Annotated in this window: 12 protein-coding genes; all 12 read right to left on the bottom strand. The window is 62.8% G+C overall.

The genetic code is table 11. The annotated features are described in order from the left end of the window. Window positions 1–18: 18 nt before the first annotated feature. A complete protein-coding gene (nuoL, locus tag ACNFIC_RS00145; RefSeq protein ID WP_138221566.1) occupies window positions 19–1,872 on the bottom strand; it encodes an NADH-quinone oxidoreductase subunit L in 1,854 nt (617 codons plus the stop codon). Then, window positions 1,869–2,177 (bottom strand): NADH-quinone oxidoreductase subunit NuoK, encoded by a 309-nt coding sequence (gene nuoK / locus ACNFIC_RS00150; protein WP_023631349.1) that lies wholly within the window; start codon window positions 2,175–2,177, stop codon window positions 1,869–1,871. The genes nuoL and nuoK overlap by 4 nt, the downstream gene beginning before the upstream one ends. Before the next feature lie 3 nt (window positions 2,178–2,180). Beyond that, entirely contained in the window at window positions 2,181–2,681 is a 501-nt protein-coding gene (gene nuoJ, locus ACNFIC_RS00155) for an NADH-quinone oxidoreductase subunit J (RefSeq protein WP_138221565.1), read from the bottom strand. Window positions 2,682–2,691: 10 nt separating this feature from the next. Further along, the gene (nuoI, locus tag ACNFIC_RS00160; protein WP_016488223.1) at window positions 2,692–3,240 is read right to left on the bottom strand and encodes an NADH-quinone oxidoreductase subunit NuoI; all 549 of its coding nucleotides are present in this window, start codon (window positions 3,238–3,240) and stop codon (window positions 2,692–2,694) included. A gap of 11 nt (window positions 3,241–3,251) precedes the next feature. Continuing rightward, window positions 3,252–4,259, bottom strand: a complete 1,008-nt coding sequence (gene nuoH, locus ACNFIC_RS00165) for an NADH-quinone oxidoreductase subunit NuoH (protein WP_138221564.1) — start codon at window positions 4,257–4,259, stop codon at window positions 3,252–3,254. Further along, the gene (gene nuoG / locus ACNFIC_RS00170) at window positions 4,256–6,970 is read right to left on the bottom strand and encodes an NADH-quinone oxidoreductase subunit NuoG (RefSeq protein ID WP_416779191.1); all 2,715 of its coding nucleotides are present in this window, start codon (window positions 6,968–6,970) and stop codon (window positions 4,256–4,258) included. Before nuoG ends, nuoH begins: the two co-directional genes overlap by 4 nt. A gap of 132 nt (window positions 6,971–7,102) precedes the next feature. After that, the gene (nuoF, locus tag ACNFIC_RS00175) at window positions 7,103–8,467 is read right to left on the bottom strand and encodes an NADH-quinone oxidoreductase subunit NuoF (protein ID WP_138221562.1); all 1,365 of its coding nucleotides are present in this window, start codon (window positions 8,465–8,467) and stop codon (window positions 7,103–7,105) included. Beyond that, on the bottom strand, window positions 8,464–8,961 hold the full coding sequence (nuoE, locus tag ACNFIC_RS00180) for an NADH-quinone oxidoreductase subunit NuoE (protein WP_416779193.1): 498 nt from the start codon (window positions 8,959–8,961) through the stop codon (window positions 8,464–8,466). The genes nuoF and nuoE overlap by 4 nt, the downstream gene beginning before the upstream one ends. 2 nt (window positions 8,962–8,963) lie before the next feature. Beyond that, window positions 8,964–10,745 (bottom strand): NADH-quinone oxidoreductase subunit C/D, encoded by a 1,782-nt coding sequence (gene nuoC, locus ACNFIC_RS00185; RefSeq protein WP_138221561.1) that lies wholly within the window; start codon window positions 10,743–10,745, stop codon window positions 8,964–8,966. A gap of 79 nt (window positions 10,746–10,824) precedes the next feature. Beyond that, window positions 10,825–11,502 carry an NADH-quinone oxidoreductase subunit B gene (locus tag ACNFIC_RS00190; RefSeq protein ID WP_416779195.1) on the bottom strand — a complete coding sequence of 226 codons (678 nt, stop codon included), beginning with the start codon at window positions 11,500–11,502 and terminating at the stop codon, window positions 10,825–10,827. A gap of 9 nt (window positions 11,503–11,511) precedes the next feature. Beyond that, on the bottom strand, window positions 11,512–11,925 hold the full coding sequence (locus ACNFIC_RS00195; protein ID WP_043209159.1) for an NADH-quinone oxidoreductase subunit A: 414 nt from the start codon (window positions 11,923–11,925) through the stop codon (window positions 11,512–11,514). A 724-nt stretch (window positions 11,926–12,649) separates the two neighbouring features. Next, window positions 12,650–13,975, bottom strand: coding sequence for an isocitrate lyase (aceA, locus tag ACNFIC_RS00200; protein ID WP_138221560.1), 1,326 nt, complete (start codon window positions 13,973–13,975; stop codon window positions 12,650–12,652). Window positions 13,976–14,413 lie beyond the last annotated feature (438 nt).

A 14,413-nucleotide genomic window follows, 5' to 3' on the forward strand; every position in this document is an offset into this window, starting at 1 on the left:
AAGTCGCAAGATTCAGGGTCATACCGCAGCCACCAGTACTGCGCCGAGTACCAGCACGGCACCGACGGCGATGGAGGCGGTGTACCAACGCAGCTGGCCAGTCTCGGTCTTGCTCATGGCAACGTGACCGCCACGCGCCATGCGCGGGATGAGGCCGATGCCGCGGTCAACCGGGTCCTTGCGCAGGACGTGGCTGATCAGCAGGTACGGTTTGACGAAGAGCTTGTCGTAGATCCAGTCGAAGCCCCAGGCGGCGAACCACCAGGCCGACAGGACGCGGCCCAGGCCGCTGTTGGCGATGCTGCTGACGAAGCTGCGCTTGCCCAGGAACAGCAGGGCCGACAGCAGGATACCGGCGACGGCGATGGCGCCCGAGGCGATTTCCAGCGAGTGCTTGGCTTCGCCACCGGCGTGACCGGCGCTTTCTGGCAGCACACCGGCCAGTGGCGGATGGATCCAGGCGCCGATGAACGTCGACAGCACGATCAGCACGCCCAGCGGCAGCCAGTGGCTGATGCCGTGGCCGGCGTGGGCTTCGGTCTTGGCTTCACCGTGGAAGGCGATGAAGATCAGGCGGAAGGTGTACAGCGAGGTCATGAACGCGCCCACCAGGCCTGCGTACAGCAGGCCGGTGTTGCCGCTGGCGAAGGCTTCCCAGAGGATCTCGTCCTTGGAGTAGAAGCCCACGGTCAGGATCGGCAGGGCGGCAAGCGCTGCACCACCGACCACGAAGCTGGCGTAGGCCAGTGGCAGCTTCTTCCACAGACCGCCCATCTTGAAGATGTTCTGCTCGTGGTGGCAGGCAACGATCACCGCACCGGAGGCAAGGAACAGCAGGGCCTTGAAGAAAGCGTGGGTCATCAGGTGGAAGATCGCCGCGTCCCACGCGCCAACGCCCAATGCGAGGAACATGTAGCCGATCTGGCTCATGGTCGAGTAGGCGAGGATACGCTTGATGTCGGTCTGCACCAGCGCGGCGAAGCCAGCCAAGACCAGGGTGACACCGCCCACTACACCAACCAGGTGCAGGATGTCCGGTGCCAGCAGGAACAGGCCGTTGGTACGCGCGATCAGGTAGACGCCGGCGGTCACCATGGTGGCGGCGTGGATCAGGGCCGAGACTGGCGTCGGGCCGGCCATCGCGTCGGCCAGCCAGGTCTGCAGCGGCAGCTGGGCCGATTTACCGACCGCGCCACCGAGCAGCATCAGGGTCGCCAGGACCATCCAGGTGTCGCCCGCCTGGAACTTCTGCGGGGCCAGTACCAGCAGCTCTTGAACGTTCAGCGTACCCAGCTGGGCGAACAGGATGAACAGGCCGATGGCCATGAACACGTCGCCGATGCGGGTGACGATGAACGCCTTGAGCGCCGCGTTACCGTTGTTGCGGTTGCTGTAGTAGAAGCCGATCAGCAGGTACGAGCACAGGCCCACGCCTTCCCAACCGAAGTAGATGAACAGCAGGTTATCGCCCAGGATCAGGAACAGCATGCTGGCGATGAACAGGTTGGTGTACGAGAAGAACCGCGAGTAGCCGGTCTCGCCACGCATGTACCAGGAGGCGAACAGGTGGATCAGGAAACCGACGCCGGTGACTACGCCGAGCATGGTGACCGACAGGCCATCCAGGTACAGGGTGAAGTTCGGCGCGAAGCCATCCACCGACATCCACTGCCACAGCAGTTGGCTGTACGCGCCGCCTTCAGGCGGGGCGACGTTGAACTGCCAGATGACGTAGGCGGCGGTGGCGGCCGAGAGGCCCACCGAACCGACGCCGATCAGCGCGGACAGGTTCTCCGAGAACCGCCCGCGCGAGAACGACAGCAGCAGGAAGCCGATCAGGGGGAAGACGAAAGTCAGAAAGAGTAGGTTCATCCGCGCATCTCACTGGCAGCATCGATGTCGAGAGTGTGGAAGCGGCGATACAGCTGCAGCAGGATCGCCAAGCCAATGCTGGCCTCGGCGGCTGCCAGGCTGATCACCAGAATGAACATCACCTGGCCGTCGGGCTGGACCCAACGCGCACCGGCGACGATGAACGCCAGGGCAGCGGCGTTCATCATGACTTCCAGGCTCATGAGCACGAAGAGGATGTTGCGGCGGACCATCAGGCCAACCAGACCTAAGCAGAACAGGATACCGGCGACCGCCAGACCATGCTCGAGAGGGATAGCACCCATGATTTACTCCTTCGCCTCGTTGCGGCCCAGGTGGAAGGCGGTGACGGCTGCGGCGAGCAGCAGCATCGAGGCCAGTTCGACCACCAGCAGGTAAGGACCGAACAGGCTGATGCCCACGGCCTTGGCGTCCACGGTGGTGCCGCTGATGGCCGCCCCGGTGGGGTTGGCGAACAGCACGTAGAGCAGCTCAAGCAGCAGCAGGGCGGCAAGGATCACAGGCCCCGCCCAGATTCCCGGCTTGAGCCAGCCGCGTTCCTGGGCGACCGAGGCCGGCCCGAGGTTGAGCATCATCACCACGAAGACGAACAGCACCATGATGGCGCCGGCGTAGGCGATCACTTCCAGGGCGCCAGCGAACGGCGCACCGAGGGAGAAGAAGATCATCGCTACGGAGATCAGCGAAATGATCAGGTAGAGCAGGGCGTGCACGGGGTTGGTGCCGGTCACCACGCGAAGCGTGGAGACAACGGCTATCCCGGATGCGAAGTAGAAAGCGAATTCCATCTTTCTGTCCTTATGGGAGCAAGCTCTTCACGTTGATCGGCTCGGCTTCGTTCTGCGCAGCGCCTTTCGGCTTGCCAGCGATGGCCATACCCGCAACACGGTAGAAGTTGTAGTCAGGGTTCTTGCCGGGGCCGGAGATCAGCAGATCTTCTTTCTCGTACACCAGGTCCTGACGCTTGAACTCGGCCATTTCGAAATCCGGGGTCAGCTGGATCGCGGTGGTCGGGCACGCCTCTTCGCACAGGCCGCAGAAAATGCAGCGCGAGAAGTTGATGCGGAAGAACTCAGGGTACCAACGACCGTCCTCGGTCTCGGCCTTCTGCAGCGAGATGCAGCCTACCGGACAGGCCACCGCGCAGAGGTTGCACGCCACGCAGCGTTCTTCGCCGTCGGGGTCGCGGGTGAGGACGATGCGGCCGCGGTAGCGCGGCGGCAGGTAAACCGGTTCTTCGGGGTATTGCAGGGTGTCGCGCTTGCGGAACCCGTGGGAGAACACCATGGCCAGGCTGCGCAGCTGAGTGCCGGTGCCCTTAACGATGTCGCCGATATATTTGAACATGGGTCAAATCCTCACTGGGCCGCGACGGCTGGCGTGTTGTAGAGCACGATCGCAGCGGTCACCAGCAAATTGATCAGGGTCAGCGGCAGGCAGAACTTCCAGCTGAAGTCCATCACCTGGTCATAGCGTGGGCGCGGGATCGAGGCGCGCAGCAGGATGAACAGCATGATGAAGAACGCAGTCTTCAGGGCGAACCACAGGAACGGCACCTGCGGCAGGATGCCGAACGGGCCGTGCCAGCCACCGAAGAACAGGGTTACCAGCAGCGCCGAGATCAGGATGATGCCGATGTACTCACCGACGAAGAACATGCCCCATTTCATGCCGGCATATTCGATGTGGTAGCCGTCGGCCAGTTCCTGTTCCGCTTCCGGCTGGTCGAACGGGTGACGGTGGGTCACGGCGACGCCAGCGATGAAGAAGGTGCAGAAGCCGAAGAACTGCGGAATGATGAACCACAGGTTGTTGGCCTGGTATTCAACGATGTCGCGCATGTTGAACGAGCCTACCTGCACCACCACACCCATCAGCGCCAGGCCCAGGAACACTTCGTACGATACGGTCTGTGCCGAGGCTCGCAGGCTGCCCAGCAGGGCGTACTTGTTGTTCGACGACCAGCCGGCGAAGAGCACGGCGTAGACCGACAGACCAGCCATGGCGAAGAAGAACAGCAGGCCGATGTTCAGGTCGGCGACGCCCCACAGCGGGGTGATCGGAATCACCACGAAGGCGATCAGCAGTGCACTCATGGCCACGACGGGCGCCAGGGTGAAGATCATGCGATCGACGAAGGGTGGGTTCCAGTCTTCCTTGAAGAACATCTTCAGCATGTCGGCGGCAATCTGGAACATGCCGAACGGGCCGACACGGTTCGGACCATAGCGGTCCTGCCACCAGCCCAGCAGGCGGCGCTCGACGAAACTGAGCAGCGCGCCGCAGACCACCACCGCCAGCAGGACCACGATGGCCCGCACGACGGTGAGAATCACATCGATCACTTCGGGGGTGAACCAGCTCATTGTGCTGCCTCCTGCAGGCCTTCGACGGGTGCACCGAAGATGGCGGGCGGAATGCCGGCCAGGCCTTTGGGCAGCGCAACCAGGCCAGCGCCCAGTTCTTCATGGATACGCAGCGGCAGGCGCAGCGAAACGCCGCCGACGCTCAGGCTCAGCAGCGCGCCGTCGTTGACGCCCAGGCGCTCGGCCTCGGACTTGGCCAGGCCCACGTAGGCAGCCGGGATACGCGATTGCACCGGGGCGGCGCGCGAGGAGTTCTCTTCACTGCCGAACAGGTGGAAGAACGGCACGGCAGTCCAGGTCCCGCGGGCCGGGTTGAACGCGCCCGGAATGGTATTGAACCAGTTCAGGCGATCACCTTGCGATTCGATCAGGCGCACGCCCGGGTCGCCTGCACGCAGGTGACCACCGACCTCGTCCTGGAACTTGTTCCAGGCTTGCGGGGAGTTCCAGCCCGGCGACCAGGCGAACGGCACTTGCTGGCGCGGTTCGGCCGAGCCCGAGTAGCCTTCCATCGAGAAGGCGAACGCGGTGTCCTTGTCCTGCGGGGTACGCGGCTCGTGGACGCTGATGTTGGCGCGCATGGCGGTACGCCCGGAGTAGCGCAGCGGCTCGCGGGCCAGCTTCATGCCCTTGATGCGGAACGCGGCGCTTGGCGCTGCGTTGACGATACCCGCCAGTTGCGGGGCAGCTTCGGCGCAGGCGCTGGTGACGTGGTCGAGTTGGGTCCAGTCCACCGGCTTGTTGAGCAGGGTCGCACGCAGGGCGTGCATCCAGCGCCAGCCTTCGTGAATCTGGATGCTGCTGTCCAGGTATTGCGGGTCGAACACCTGGAAGAAGCGCTGGGCGCGGCCTTCCTGGCTGACCAGGGTGCCGTCGCCTTCGGCGAACGAGGCCGCTGGCAGTACCAGGTGGGCGCGGTCCACCGTCGCCGTCTTGGTGTGGTCAGCGACGATCACTACCTTGGCCGCCGCCAGGGCTGCATCGACCTTGGCGGCCGGTACACGGGTGTACAGGTCGTTTTCCAGCACCACGATGGCATCGGCCTTGCCGCTGATGACCGCGTCCAGCGCGGCGTCAACGGACTCGCCGCCCATCATCGCCATGCCAAGGCTGTTGGCCTCGGGCACGACCAAGCTCAGCGAACCGTTCTTCTCGCGCAGCTTCAGAGCCTTGGCGATGTTGGCGGCGGCTTCGATCAGCGCAGGCTCTGCCAGCGACGTACCGGCGACCACCAGCGGGCGGTTGGCGGCGACCAGGGCATCGGCGATGCGCTGGGCCAGTGCCTTGGCGTCGGCGTCCAGGCCTTCGACGGCAGGCGCGCTCGGGTCGATGGCGTGGGCCACGGCGAAGCCAATGCGGGCCAGGTCGGCCGGGGCGGCGTGCACGCACTCCTCGGCGACGTCGTCCAGCTTGGTTTCAGCCAGCGAGGCGATGAACAGCGGGTACAACGCGTGCTGGCCGATGTTCTTCACCGCAGCATCCAGCCACGGCTGCACGCGCATGGCGTCGGCCATGGCCTCGGCCTTGCCCTTGGTCGCCTGGCGCACGGCCAGGGCTACTCGGGCGGCGGTTTGCGTGAGGTCTTCACCGAGCACGAACACGGCATCGTGGTCTTCGATGTCACGCAGCGTCGGGACCGGTAGCGGGCTGTTGTTCAGCACGTCCAGTACCAGGCGTACGCGGGCCAGTTCACTGGCTTCGATACCCGAGTAGAAGTACTCGGCGCCGACCAGCTCGCGCAGGCCGTAGTTGCTCTCGAGGCTGGCGCGTGGCGAGCCGATGCCGACGATGGTGCGGCCACGCAGCAGGTCGGCGGCCTTGTCCAGGGCGGCGTCCAGGCTCAGTTTGGTGCCGTCGGCGAGGAACGGCTGGCGTGGACGGTCCTTGCGGTTGACGTAGCCATAGCCGAAGCGGCCACGGTCGCACAGGAAGTACTGGTTGACCGAGCCGTTGAAGCGGTTCTCGATACGGCGCAGTTCACCGTAGCGCTCACCGGGGCTGATGTTGCAGCCGCTGGAGCAGCCATGGCAGATGCTCGGGGCAAACTGCATGTCCCACTTGCGGTTGTAGCGCTCGGAGTGGGTCTTGTCGGTGAACACACCGGTCGGGCAGACCTCGGTGAGGTTGCCGGAGAACTCGCTTTCCAGAACGCCGTCTTCGACGCGACCGAAGTACACGTTGTCATGCGCGCCATACACACCCAGGTCGGTGCCGCCAGCGTAGTCCTTGTAGTAGCGCACGCAGCGGTAGCAGGCGATGCAGCGGTTCATCTCATGGGCGATGAACGGGCCGAGGTCCTGGTTCTGGTGGGTACGCTTGGTGAAACGGTAGCGGCGCTCGTTGTGGCCCGTCATTACCGTCATGTCCTGCAGATGGCAGTGACCGCCTTCCTCGCACACGGGGCAGTCGTGCGGGTGGTTGGTCATCAGCCACTCGACGACGCTGGCGCGAAACGCCTTGGACTCTTCATCGTCGATGGAGATCCAGGTGCCGTCGGAGGCAGGGGTCATGCAGGACATGACGATACGACCACGGGTGTCGTTCTCGTCGGTGTACTGCTTGACCGCACATTGCCGGCAGGCGCCGACGCTACCGAGCGCCGGGTGCCAGCAGAAATAGGGGATGTCGAGGCCGAGCGACAGACAGGCCTGTAACAGGTTGTCTGCACCGTTGACTTCGAGCGCTTTGCCGTCTACGTGGATAGTGGCCATGGTTCAAAGTTCTTCGTTGGCCCGCGTGAGCAGGCGTGGCTAATGGAAATCGGTGGGCTTGCGACACGCCGCGATCACTCGGGCCTGTCGGCAAGCTGGCAAGTGGCACGGACCACCTGCCTCATCATCTTGTTATGCGCCGACCACGATCGGTTTGGCGAGGTTCGTACGCAGGGCGTCACCCGCGGCGGCTGGCGCGACCCCGGCCTCGAACTCCGAGCGGAAGTACTTGATGGCACTGCCCAACGGCTCGACGGCACCCGGTGCGTGAGCACAGAAGGTGCGGCCTGGGCCGAGGAAGTTGACCAGACCCAGCAGGGTCTCGATGTCTTCGGCGCGGCCTTGGCCTTTTTCCAGCGCGCGCAGCATCTTCACGCTCCACGGCAGGCCGTCACGGCAGGGGGTGCACCAGCCGCAGGATTCGCGGGCGAAGAACTCTTCCATGTTGCGCAGCAGCGAGACCATGTTGATGCTGTCGTCCACCGCCATCGCCAGGCCCGTACCCATCCGGGTGCCGACCTTGGCGATGCCACCGGCGTACATCTGTGCATCGAGGTGTTCGGGCAGCAGGAAGCCGGTACCCGCGCCGCCTGGCTGCCAGCACTTGAGCTTGAAGCCGTCGCGCATGCCACCGGCATAATCTTCGAATAGTTCGCGGGCGGTGACGCCGAACGGCAGCTCCCACAGACCTGGGTTCTTCACCTTGCCGGAGAAGCCCATCAGCTTGGTGCCGTGGTCTTCACTGCCTTCGCGGGCCAGCGACTTGTACCAGTCGTTGCCGTTGGCGACGATCGCCGGCACGTTGCACAGGGTCTCGACGTTGTTCACGCAGGTCGGTTTGCCCCACACGCCGACGGCGGCAGGGAAGGGCGGCTTGGAGCGTGGGTTGGCGCGACGGCCTTCGAGCGAGTTGATCAGCGCGGTTTCTTCACCGCAGATGTAGCGCCCGGCGCCGGTGTGCACGAACAGCTCGAAATCGAAACCGCTGCCCAGGATGTTTTTGCCCAAGAGGCCGGCAGCCTTGGCTTCATCGATGGCGCGATTGAGGTTCTTCGCCGCAGTGGTGTATTCGCCACGCAGGAAGATGTAGCCGCGATAGGCCTTCAGCGCACGGGCGCTGATCAGCATGCCTTCGACCAGCAGATGGGGCTGTTGCTCCATCAGCATACGGTCTTTCCAGGTGTTGGGCTCCATTTCGTCCGCGTTGCACAGCAGGTAGCGGATATTCATGGATTCGTCTTTGGGCATCAGGCCCCACTTCACGCCAGTGGGGAAGCCTGCACCGCCGCGACCCTTGAGGCCGGAGTCCTTGACACTCTGCACGATGTCGTCGGCGGACATCTCGGCCAGCGCCTTGCGCGCCGCGGCGTAGCCGTTCTTGGATTCGTACTCGGCCAGCCAGACTGGCTCGCCGTCGTCACGCAGGCGCCAGGTCAGCGGGTGGGTTTCGGCACTACGCGCGATGCGGTTGGCCGGGCCGAAGGAAGTGATGGTCATACGTAACCCTCCAGCAGCTTGGCGACGCCGGCAGGTTGCACGTCGCCAAAGGTGTCGTCGTCGATCATCAGCGCCGGGGCCTTGTCGCAGTTGCCCAGGCAGCACACTGGCAGCAGGGTGAAGCGTCCGTCGGCGGTGGTCTGACCCAGGCCGATGCCCAGCTCGCTCTGGATCTGACTGACCACCGACTCGTGGCCGCCGATGTAGCAGACCATGCTGTCGCATACGCGGATGATGTGGCGGCCGACCGGCTGGCGGAAGATCTGGCTGTAGAAAGTGGCCACACCCTCGACGTCGCTGGCAGGGATGCCGAGTACCTCGCCGATGGCGTAGATGGCGCCGTCCGGCACCCAACCGCGCTCTTTCTGCACGATCTTCAAGGCTTCGATGGACGCCGCGCGCGGGTCCTCGTAGTGGTGCATCTCGTGCTCGATGGCCGAGCGCTCGGTTTCGCTGAGGGTGAAACGGTCGGTTTGGATAAGCGTGCTGTTCATGCTTAGCGGTCCACGTCAGCCATAACGAAGTCGATACTGCCCAGGTACGCGATCAGGTCCGCGACCATGCTGCCTTTGATCACCGAAGGGATCTGCTGCAGGTGCGGGTAGCTGGGCGTACGGATCCGGGTGCGGTAGCTCATGGTGCCGCCGTCGCTCGTCAGGTAGTAACTGTTGATGCCCTTGGTCGCCTCGATCATCTGGAACGACTCGTTGGCCGGCATGACCGGGCCCCACGAGACTTGCAGGAAGTGAGTGATCAGGGTTTCGATGTGCTGCAGGGTGCGCTCTTTCGGCGGCGGCGTGGTCAGCGGGTGATCCGCCTTGTACGGGCCTTCCGGCATGTTGCGCAGGCACTGGTCGATGATGCGGATACTCTGGCGCATCTCTTCGACACGGACCATGCAGCGATCATAGGCATCGCCATTGTGGGCCAGCGGTACTTCGAACTCGAAGTTCTCGTAGCCGGAGTAAGGGCGCGCCTTGCGCAGGTCGAAGTCGCAGCCGGTGGCACGCAGGCCTGCACCGGTGGTACCCCAGGCCAGGGCTTCCTTGGTGTTGTAGGCGGCAACGCCGATGGTACGGCCTTTGAGGATGCTGTTCTGCAGGGCGGCCTTTTCGTACTCGTCCAGGCGCTTGGGCAGCCATTCGACGAAGTCCTTGACCAGCTTGTCCCAGCCGCGCGGCAGGTCGTGGGCTACACCACCGATGCGGTACCAGGCCGGGTGCAGGCGGAAACCGGTGATCGCCTCGATAACGGTGTAGGCGCGCTGGCGGTCGGTGAAGGTAAAGAACACCGGGGTCATCGCGCCGACGTCCTGGATATAGGTACCCAGGAACAGCAGGTGGCTGGTGATTCGGAAGAACTCGGCCAGCATCACGCGGATGGTGTCGACCTTCTGTGGCACCTTGATACCGGCGAGCTTCTCGACCGCCAGTACGTAAGGCAGGTTGTTCATCACCCCACCGAGGTAGTCGATACGGTCGGTGTAGGGAATGAAGCTGTGCCAGGACTGACGCTCGGCCATCTTCTCGGCGCCACGGTGGTGGTAGCCAATGTCCGGGACGCAGTCGACGATCTCTTCACCGTCCAGTTGCAGCACGATGCGGAACGCACCGTGGGCGGAGGGGTGGTTGGGGCCGAGGTTGAGGAACATGTAGTCCTCGTTGGCGCCCTGACGTTTCATGCCCCAGGCTTCGGGGTTGAAGCGCGCCGATTCCTCTTCGAGCTGCTGCTTGGCCAGCGTGAGGCTGTAAGGGTCGAACTCGGTGGCGCGGGCTGGGTAGTCCTTGCGCAGAGGGTGACCTTCCCAGGTCGGCGGCATCATGATGCGGCTTAGGTGCGGGTGGCCGGCGAAATCGATGCCGAACATGTCCCAGACTTCGCGTTCGTACCAGTTGGCGTTGGGCCAGATGCCGGTCACGCTCGGCAGATTCAGGTCGCCCTCGCTGAGCGAGACCTTGATCATCACGTCGCTGTTACGCTCGATCGACAGCAGGTGGTAGAACACGCTGAAGTCGGCAGCGGGCAGGCCGCGGCGTTGGGTACGCAGGCGCTCGTCGACGCCATGCAGGTCGTACAGCATGCTGTACGGTTTGGCGACACCACGCAGGAAGCTCAGCACTTCCTTGAGTTGGGCACGTTTGACCCACAGAACCGGCATGCCGGTGCGGGTTTCCTGGGCGACGAATGCGTCGGCGCCAAAACGGTTGTGCAGTTCGACGACCACATCCTGGTCGTCAGCCTTGTAGGGCGGAATGAAAATAGCGTTGTCCGCTGTCATGGTCTCGGTCGCTTTGGGTCAGCGTTAAGAATGAAGCCAGGCCGCCGGCTCCTGGGGGAGCGGGCGGCAGGTCGCTGGATCAGACTTCGTCGGGGCTGCGCAGGTTGGTTACCGCAATGCGCTGTTCGCGACGCAGGTCTTTCTGGGCTGGCATTTCGGCACGGTAGATGCCTTGATCACCAACCACCCAGGAAAGCGGGCGTCGTTCTTGGCCGATCGACTCCTGCAGCAGCATCAAGCCTTGCAGGAACGCTTCGGGGCGCGGCGGGCAGCCAGGCACGTAAACGTCCACGGGGAGGAACTTGTCGACCCCCTGAACGACCGAGTAAATGTCGTACATGCCGCCGGAGTTGGCGCACGAACCCATGGAGATGACCCATTTGGGTTCGAGCATCTGCTCGTACAGGCGCTGAATGATCGGTGCCATTTTGACGAAGCAGGTCCCGGCGATGACCATGAAGTCGGCCTGGCGCGGCGAGGCCCGGATGACTTCGGCGCCGAAGCGGGCGATGTCGTGGGGCGCCGTGAAGGCCGTGGTCATTTCCACGTAGCAGCAGGACAGGCCGAAGTTGTACGGCCAGAGGGAGTTCTTGCGACCCCAGTTGACCGCGCCACGCAGCACATCTTCGAGTTTCCCCATGTAGATGTTCTTGTGGACCTGGTCCTCTAGCAGTTGATCGGTGACGGTTTTCCGTTCACCGACCGGGTACTGCTCGTTGGGCGCATCCGGATCGATTCTGGTGAGATTGTATTGCATGCCAAAGCCTCATTGTTTCAGCTTCGCTTGCCGCTTGCGGCGACCTTCGGGAGCCCAATCGAGCGCCCCGACGCGCCAAAGGTAGACAAGACCTGCCAACAGAATTGCTATGAAAACGAGAGCTTCGACGAATCCGGTCCAGCCGCTTTCGCGGACGGACACAGACCATGCATACAAGAATAGGGCTTCGATATCGAAGATCACGAACAGCATCGCGACCAGATAGAATTTGGCGGACAGGCGCAGGCGCGCGCTGCCGACGGGCAGCATGCCGGATTCGAAGGGTTCGTTCTTGGCGCGACCCCATGCCTTGCTACCGAGCAGGCTGGACAGGCCGAGCATGAAGGCACACAGGCCGACGACACCCAGGAGGAAGATGGCAAAGCCCCAATTGTGGGCGATGAGACCTACCGAATCGGACATGCTTGAAATCCTTATACAGAGACCCAGCTCTGCAGTCTGAAATAAGTAGAGCGGCGACGCGGTGTCGCAGATGCAGTGACCAAATGTCGCAGCTGAATCAATCTCGCTGATTTTATGGGTAAAGCCACTACAAGTAAAATTTCCGTTGCAAATTTATTCGTAGTTTTAAGAACAAAAACCGTTCGTAACTGGCTGAAACCCTTGATTTTAGGGCATTGCGCGCGCTTTTGTTAATTATGTTTCTTATCCACTGTAACGACAGTCTATTTGTGTAATGATAATTAATATCATTTAACGCTAACCTGCTTGTTTTGCCTTTTCGCCGCAGTTGCGAAGTTCATGTGGCGCACTGCCCACTTGCGTAGGCGAAAAACGCTCGTTCTAGCAGCTTCGAGGTGTACGTGCACCGCGCTGAGTCAACACTTTGCCGATTTTGTGCAGGTTCGAAGGTCGCGATCGGTCGCTGGTCGAGCCGATGCCTGGTGGGCAGTGAGCGTTGCGTCGGTCGAGAGCGGTCGAGGGCGATCATGCTGGAGTGGCCTGGACGAGGCATGGGCAATCCTTGCTGGCTGGGCTGCCACAAGGATAGACCTGAAATGAAATGTTGCCTGCGCTGTGCTCCTCGTGGAAGGCGCGTCAAGGCAATGCGGGGGGGGGCTACCGCTGACGCATAAAAAGGCCCGGAGCGCCTACACGCCCCGGGCCTTTTCTGAGCCGTCCGCAATCAGTGGAATTGCTCTTCCTCGGTCGAGCCCGTCAGTGCGGTCACCGACGAAGCGCCACCCTGGATCACGGTGGTCATGTCGTCGAAGTAGCCGGTGCCGACTTCCTGCTGGTGCGCGACGAAGGTGTAGCCTTTGCTGGCGTCGGCAAACTCCTGCTCTTGCAGCTTGACGTAGGCGGTCATGTCGTTGCGGGCGTAGTCGTGCGCCAGGTTGAACATGCCATGCCACATGTTGTGGATACCGGCCAGGGTGATGAACTGGTGCTTGTAGCCCATGGCCGACAGCTCGCGCTGGAACTTAGCGATGGTGGCGTCGTCCAGGTTCTTCTTCCAGTTGAACGATGGCGAGCAGTTGTACGACAGGATCTGGTCCGGGTACTCCTTCTTGATCGCCTCAGCAAAGCGGCGCGCCTCGTCCAGGTCTGGCTTGGCGGTTTCGCACCAGATCAGGTCGGCATACGGCGCGTAGGCAAGGCCACGTGCAATGGCCTGGTCAAGGCCGGCGCGGACTTTGTAGAAGCCTTCGCGGGTGCGCTCGCCGATCACGAACGGTTGATCGTAAGGGTCGCAGTCGCTGGTCAGCAGGTCGGCGGCGTTGGCGTCGGTGCGCGCCAGGATGATGGTTGGCACACCGGCGACGTCAGCGGCCAGGCGGGCTGCGACGAGTTTCTGCACGGCTTCCTGGGTCGGTACCAGGACCTTGCCGCCCATGTGGCCACATTTTTTCACCGACGCCAGCTGGTCTTCGAAATGCACGCCTGCGGCGCCCGCTTCGATCATGTTCTTCATCAGTTCGTAGGCGTTCAGCACGCCGCCGAAACCGGCTTCTGCATCGGCCACGATCGGTGCGAAGTAGTCGATGTAGCCATCGTCGCCAGGGTTCTTGCCGGCTTTCCACTGGATCTGGTCGGCGCGGCGGAAGGCGTTGTTGATGCGCTTGACCACGGTCGGCACGGAGTCGACCGGGTACAGCGACTGGTCGGGGTACATGGACTCGGCCGAGTTGTTGTCGGCGGCCACTTGCCAGCCGGACAGGTAGATGGCCTGGATGCCGGCTTTGACCTGCTGCACGGCTTGGCCGCCGGTCAGGGCGCCCATGCAGTTGACGAAATCTTTCTCTGGGCGGAAGGACGGGTGGGCGCCCTGGGTGACCAGCTTCCACAGTTTTTCTGCGCCTTGGCGAGCGAAGGTGTGCTCGGGCTGCAGCGAGCCACGCAGGCGAACGACATCGGCGGCGGTGTAGGTACGGGTCACGCCTTTCCAGCGCGGGTTTTCGGCCCAGTCTTTCTCGAGGGCTGCAATTTGCTGTTCGCGTGTCAGTGCCATGGAAATAAACCTCGTCGCATCGATCTTGAGAATAATTGTGCTGATGCTCGGATACGCAGCTCAGAGGGCCTGACGGCTGGCTGGAGATAGCGGCGGCTAACGCGGAAGGCTCGAAGGGGAAGGGGCAGTCAGGGCGCGGCGAGGCATGGCAGTTCGGCTCGTGGATGCCTTGCTGCTGCGACGCGATGACCTGTGCTGCGGTGATGCGCTTCCGTCCCTCGGGACAACTTCTTCGTTGCAGTCGCAATCGCGTCGGACCGCCTTGTGGGCCGTATGGACACGAAGCGCCTCCGCGGGTGTTGGGAGGGCGCTCCGAAGACCCTTGCCAGGGCCTCTGATTAGCGGGAGCGAGGCCACTATGCCTTTGCAAAAAAGGCCCTGTCAAATGTTTTGTAGTGACTTTTTGTGCTTACTACATCTTTGGTCTAATACGACTCA

It is taken from the genome of Pseudomonas sp. NY15463 (genome assembly GCF_048068415.1).
Lineage (GTDB): Bacteria > Pseudomonadota > Gammaproteobacteria > Pseudomonadales > Pseudomonadaceae > Aquipseudomonas > Aquipseudomonas mosselii_C.

What these genes read in the sequence shown, in the direction of transcription:
- nuoL (WP_138221566.1), bottom strand. Translation starts at nt 1,872, where the DNA reads ATGAACCTACTCTTTCTGACTTTCGTCTTCCCCCTGATCGGCTTCCTG.
- nuoK (WP_023631349.1), bottom strand. Translation starts at nt 2,177, where the DNA reads ATGGGTGCTATCCCTCTCGAGCATGGTCTGGCGGTCGCCGGTATCCTG.
- nuoJ (WP_138221565.1), bottom strand. Translation starts at nt 2,681, where the DNA reads ATGGAATTCGCTTTCTACTTCGCATCCGGGATAGCCGTTGTCTCCACG.
- nuoI (WP_016488223.1), bottom strand. Translation starts at nt 3,240, where the DNA reads ATGTTCAAATATATCGGCGACATCGTTAAGGGCACCGGCACTCAGCTG.
- nuoH (WP_138221564.1), bottom strand. Translation starts at nt 4,259, where the DNA reads ATGAGCTGGTTCACCCCCGAAGTGATCGATGTGATTCTCACCGTCGTG.
- nuoG (WP_416779191.1), bottom strand. Translation starts at nt 6,970, where the DNA reads ATGGCCACTATCCACGTAGACGGCAAAGCGCTCGAAGTCAACGGTGCA.
- nuoF (WP_138221562.1), bottom strand. Translation starts at nt 8,467, where the DNA reads ATGACCATCACTTCCTTCGGCCCGGCCAACCGCATCGCGCGTAGTGCC.
- nuoE (WP_416779193.1), bottom strand. Translation starts at nt 8,961, where the DNA reads ATGAACAGCACGCTTATCCAAACCGACCGTTTCACCCTCAGCGAAACC.
- nuoC (WP_138221561.1), bottom strand. Translation starts at nt 10,745, where the DNA reads ATGACAGCGGACAACGCTATTTTCATTCCGCCCTACAAGGCTGACGAC.
- ACNFIC_RS00190 (WP_416779195.1), bottom strand. Translation starts at nt 11,502, where the DNA reads ATGCAATACAATCTCACCAGAATCGATCCGGATGCGCCCAACGAGCAG.
- ACNFIC_RS00195 (WP_043209159.1), bottom strand. Translation starts at nt 11,925, where the DNA reads ATGTCCGATTCGGTAGGTCTCATCGCCCACAATTGGGGCTTTGCCATC.
- aceA (WP_138221560.1), bottom strand. Translation starts at nt 13,975, where the DNA reads ATGGCACTGACACGCGAACAGCAAATTGCAGCCCTCGAGAAAGACTGG.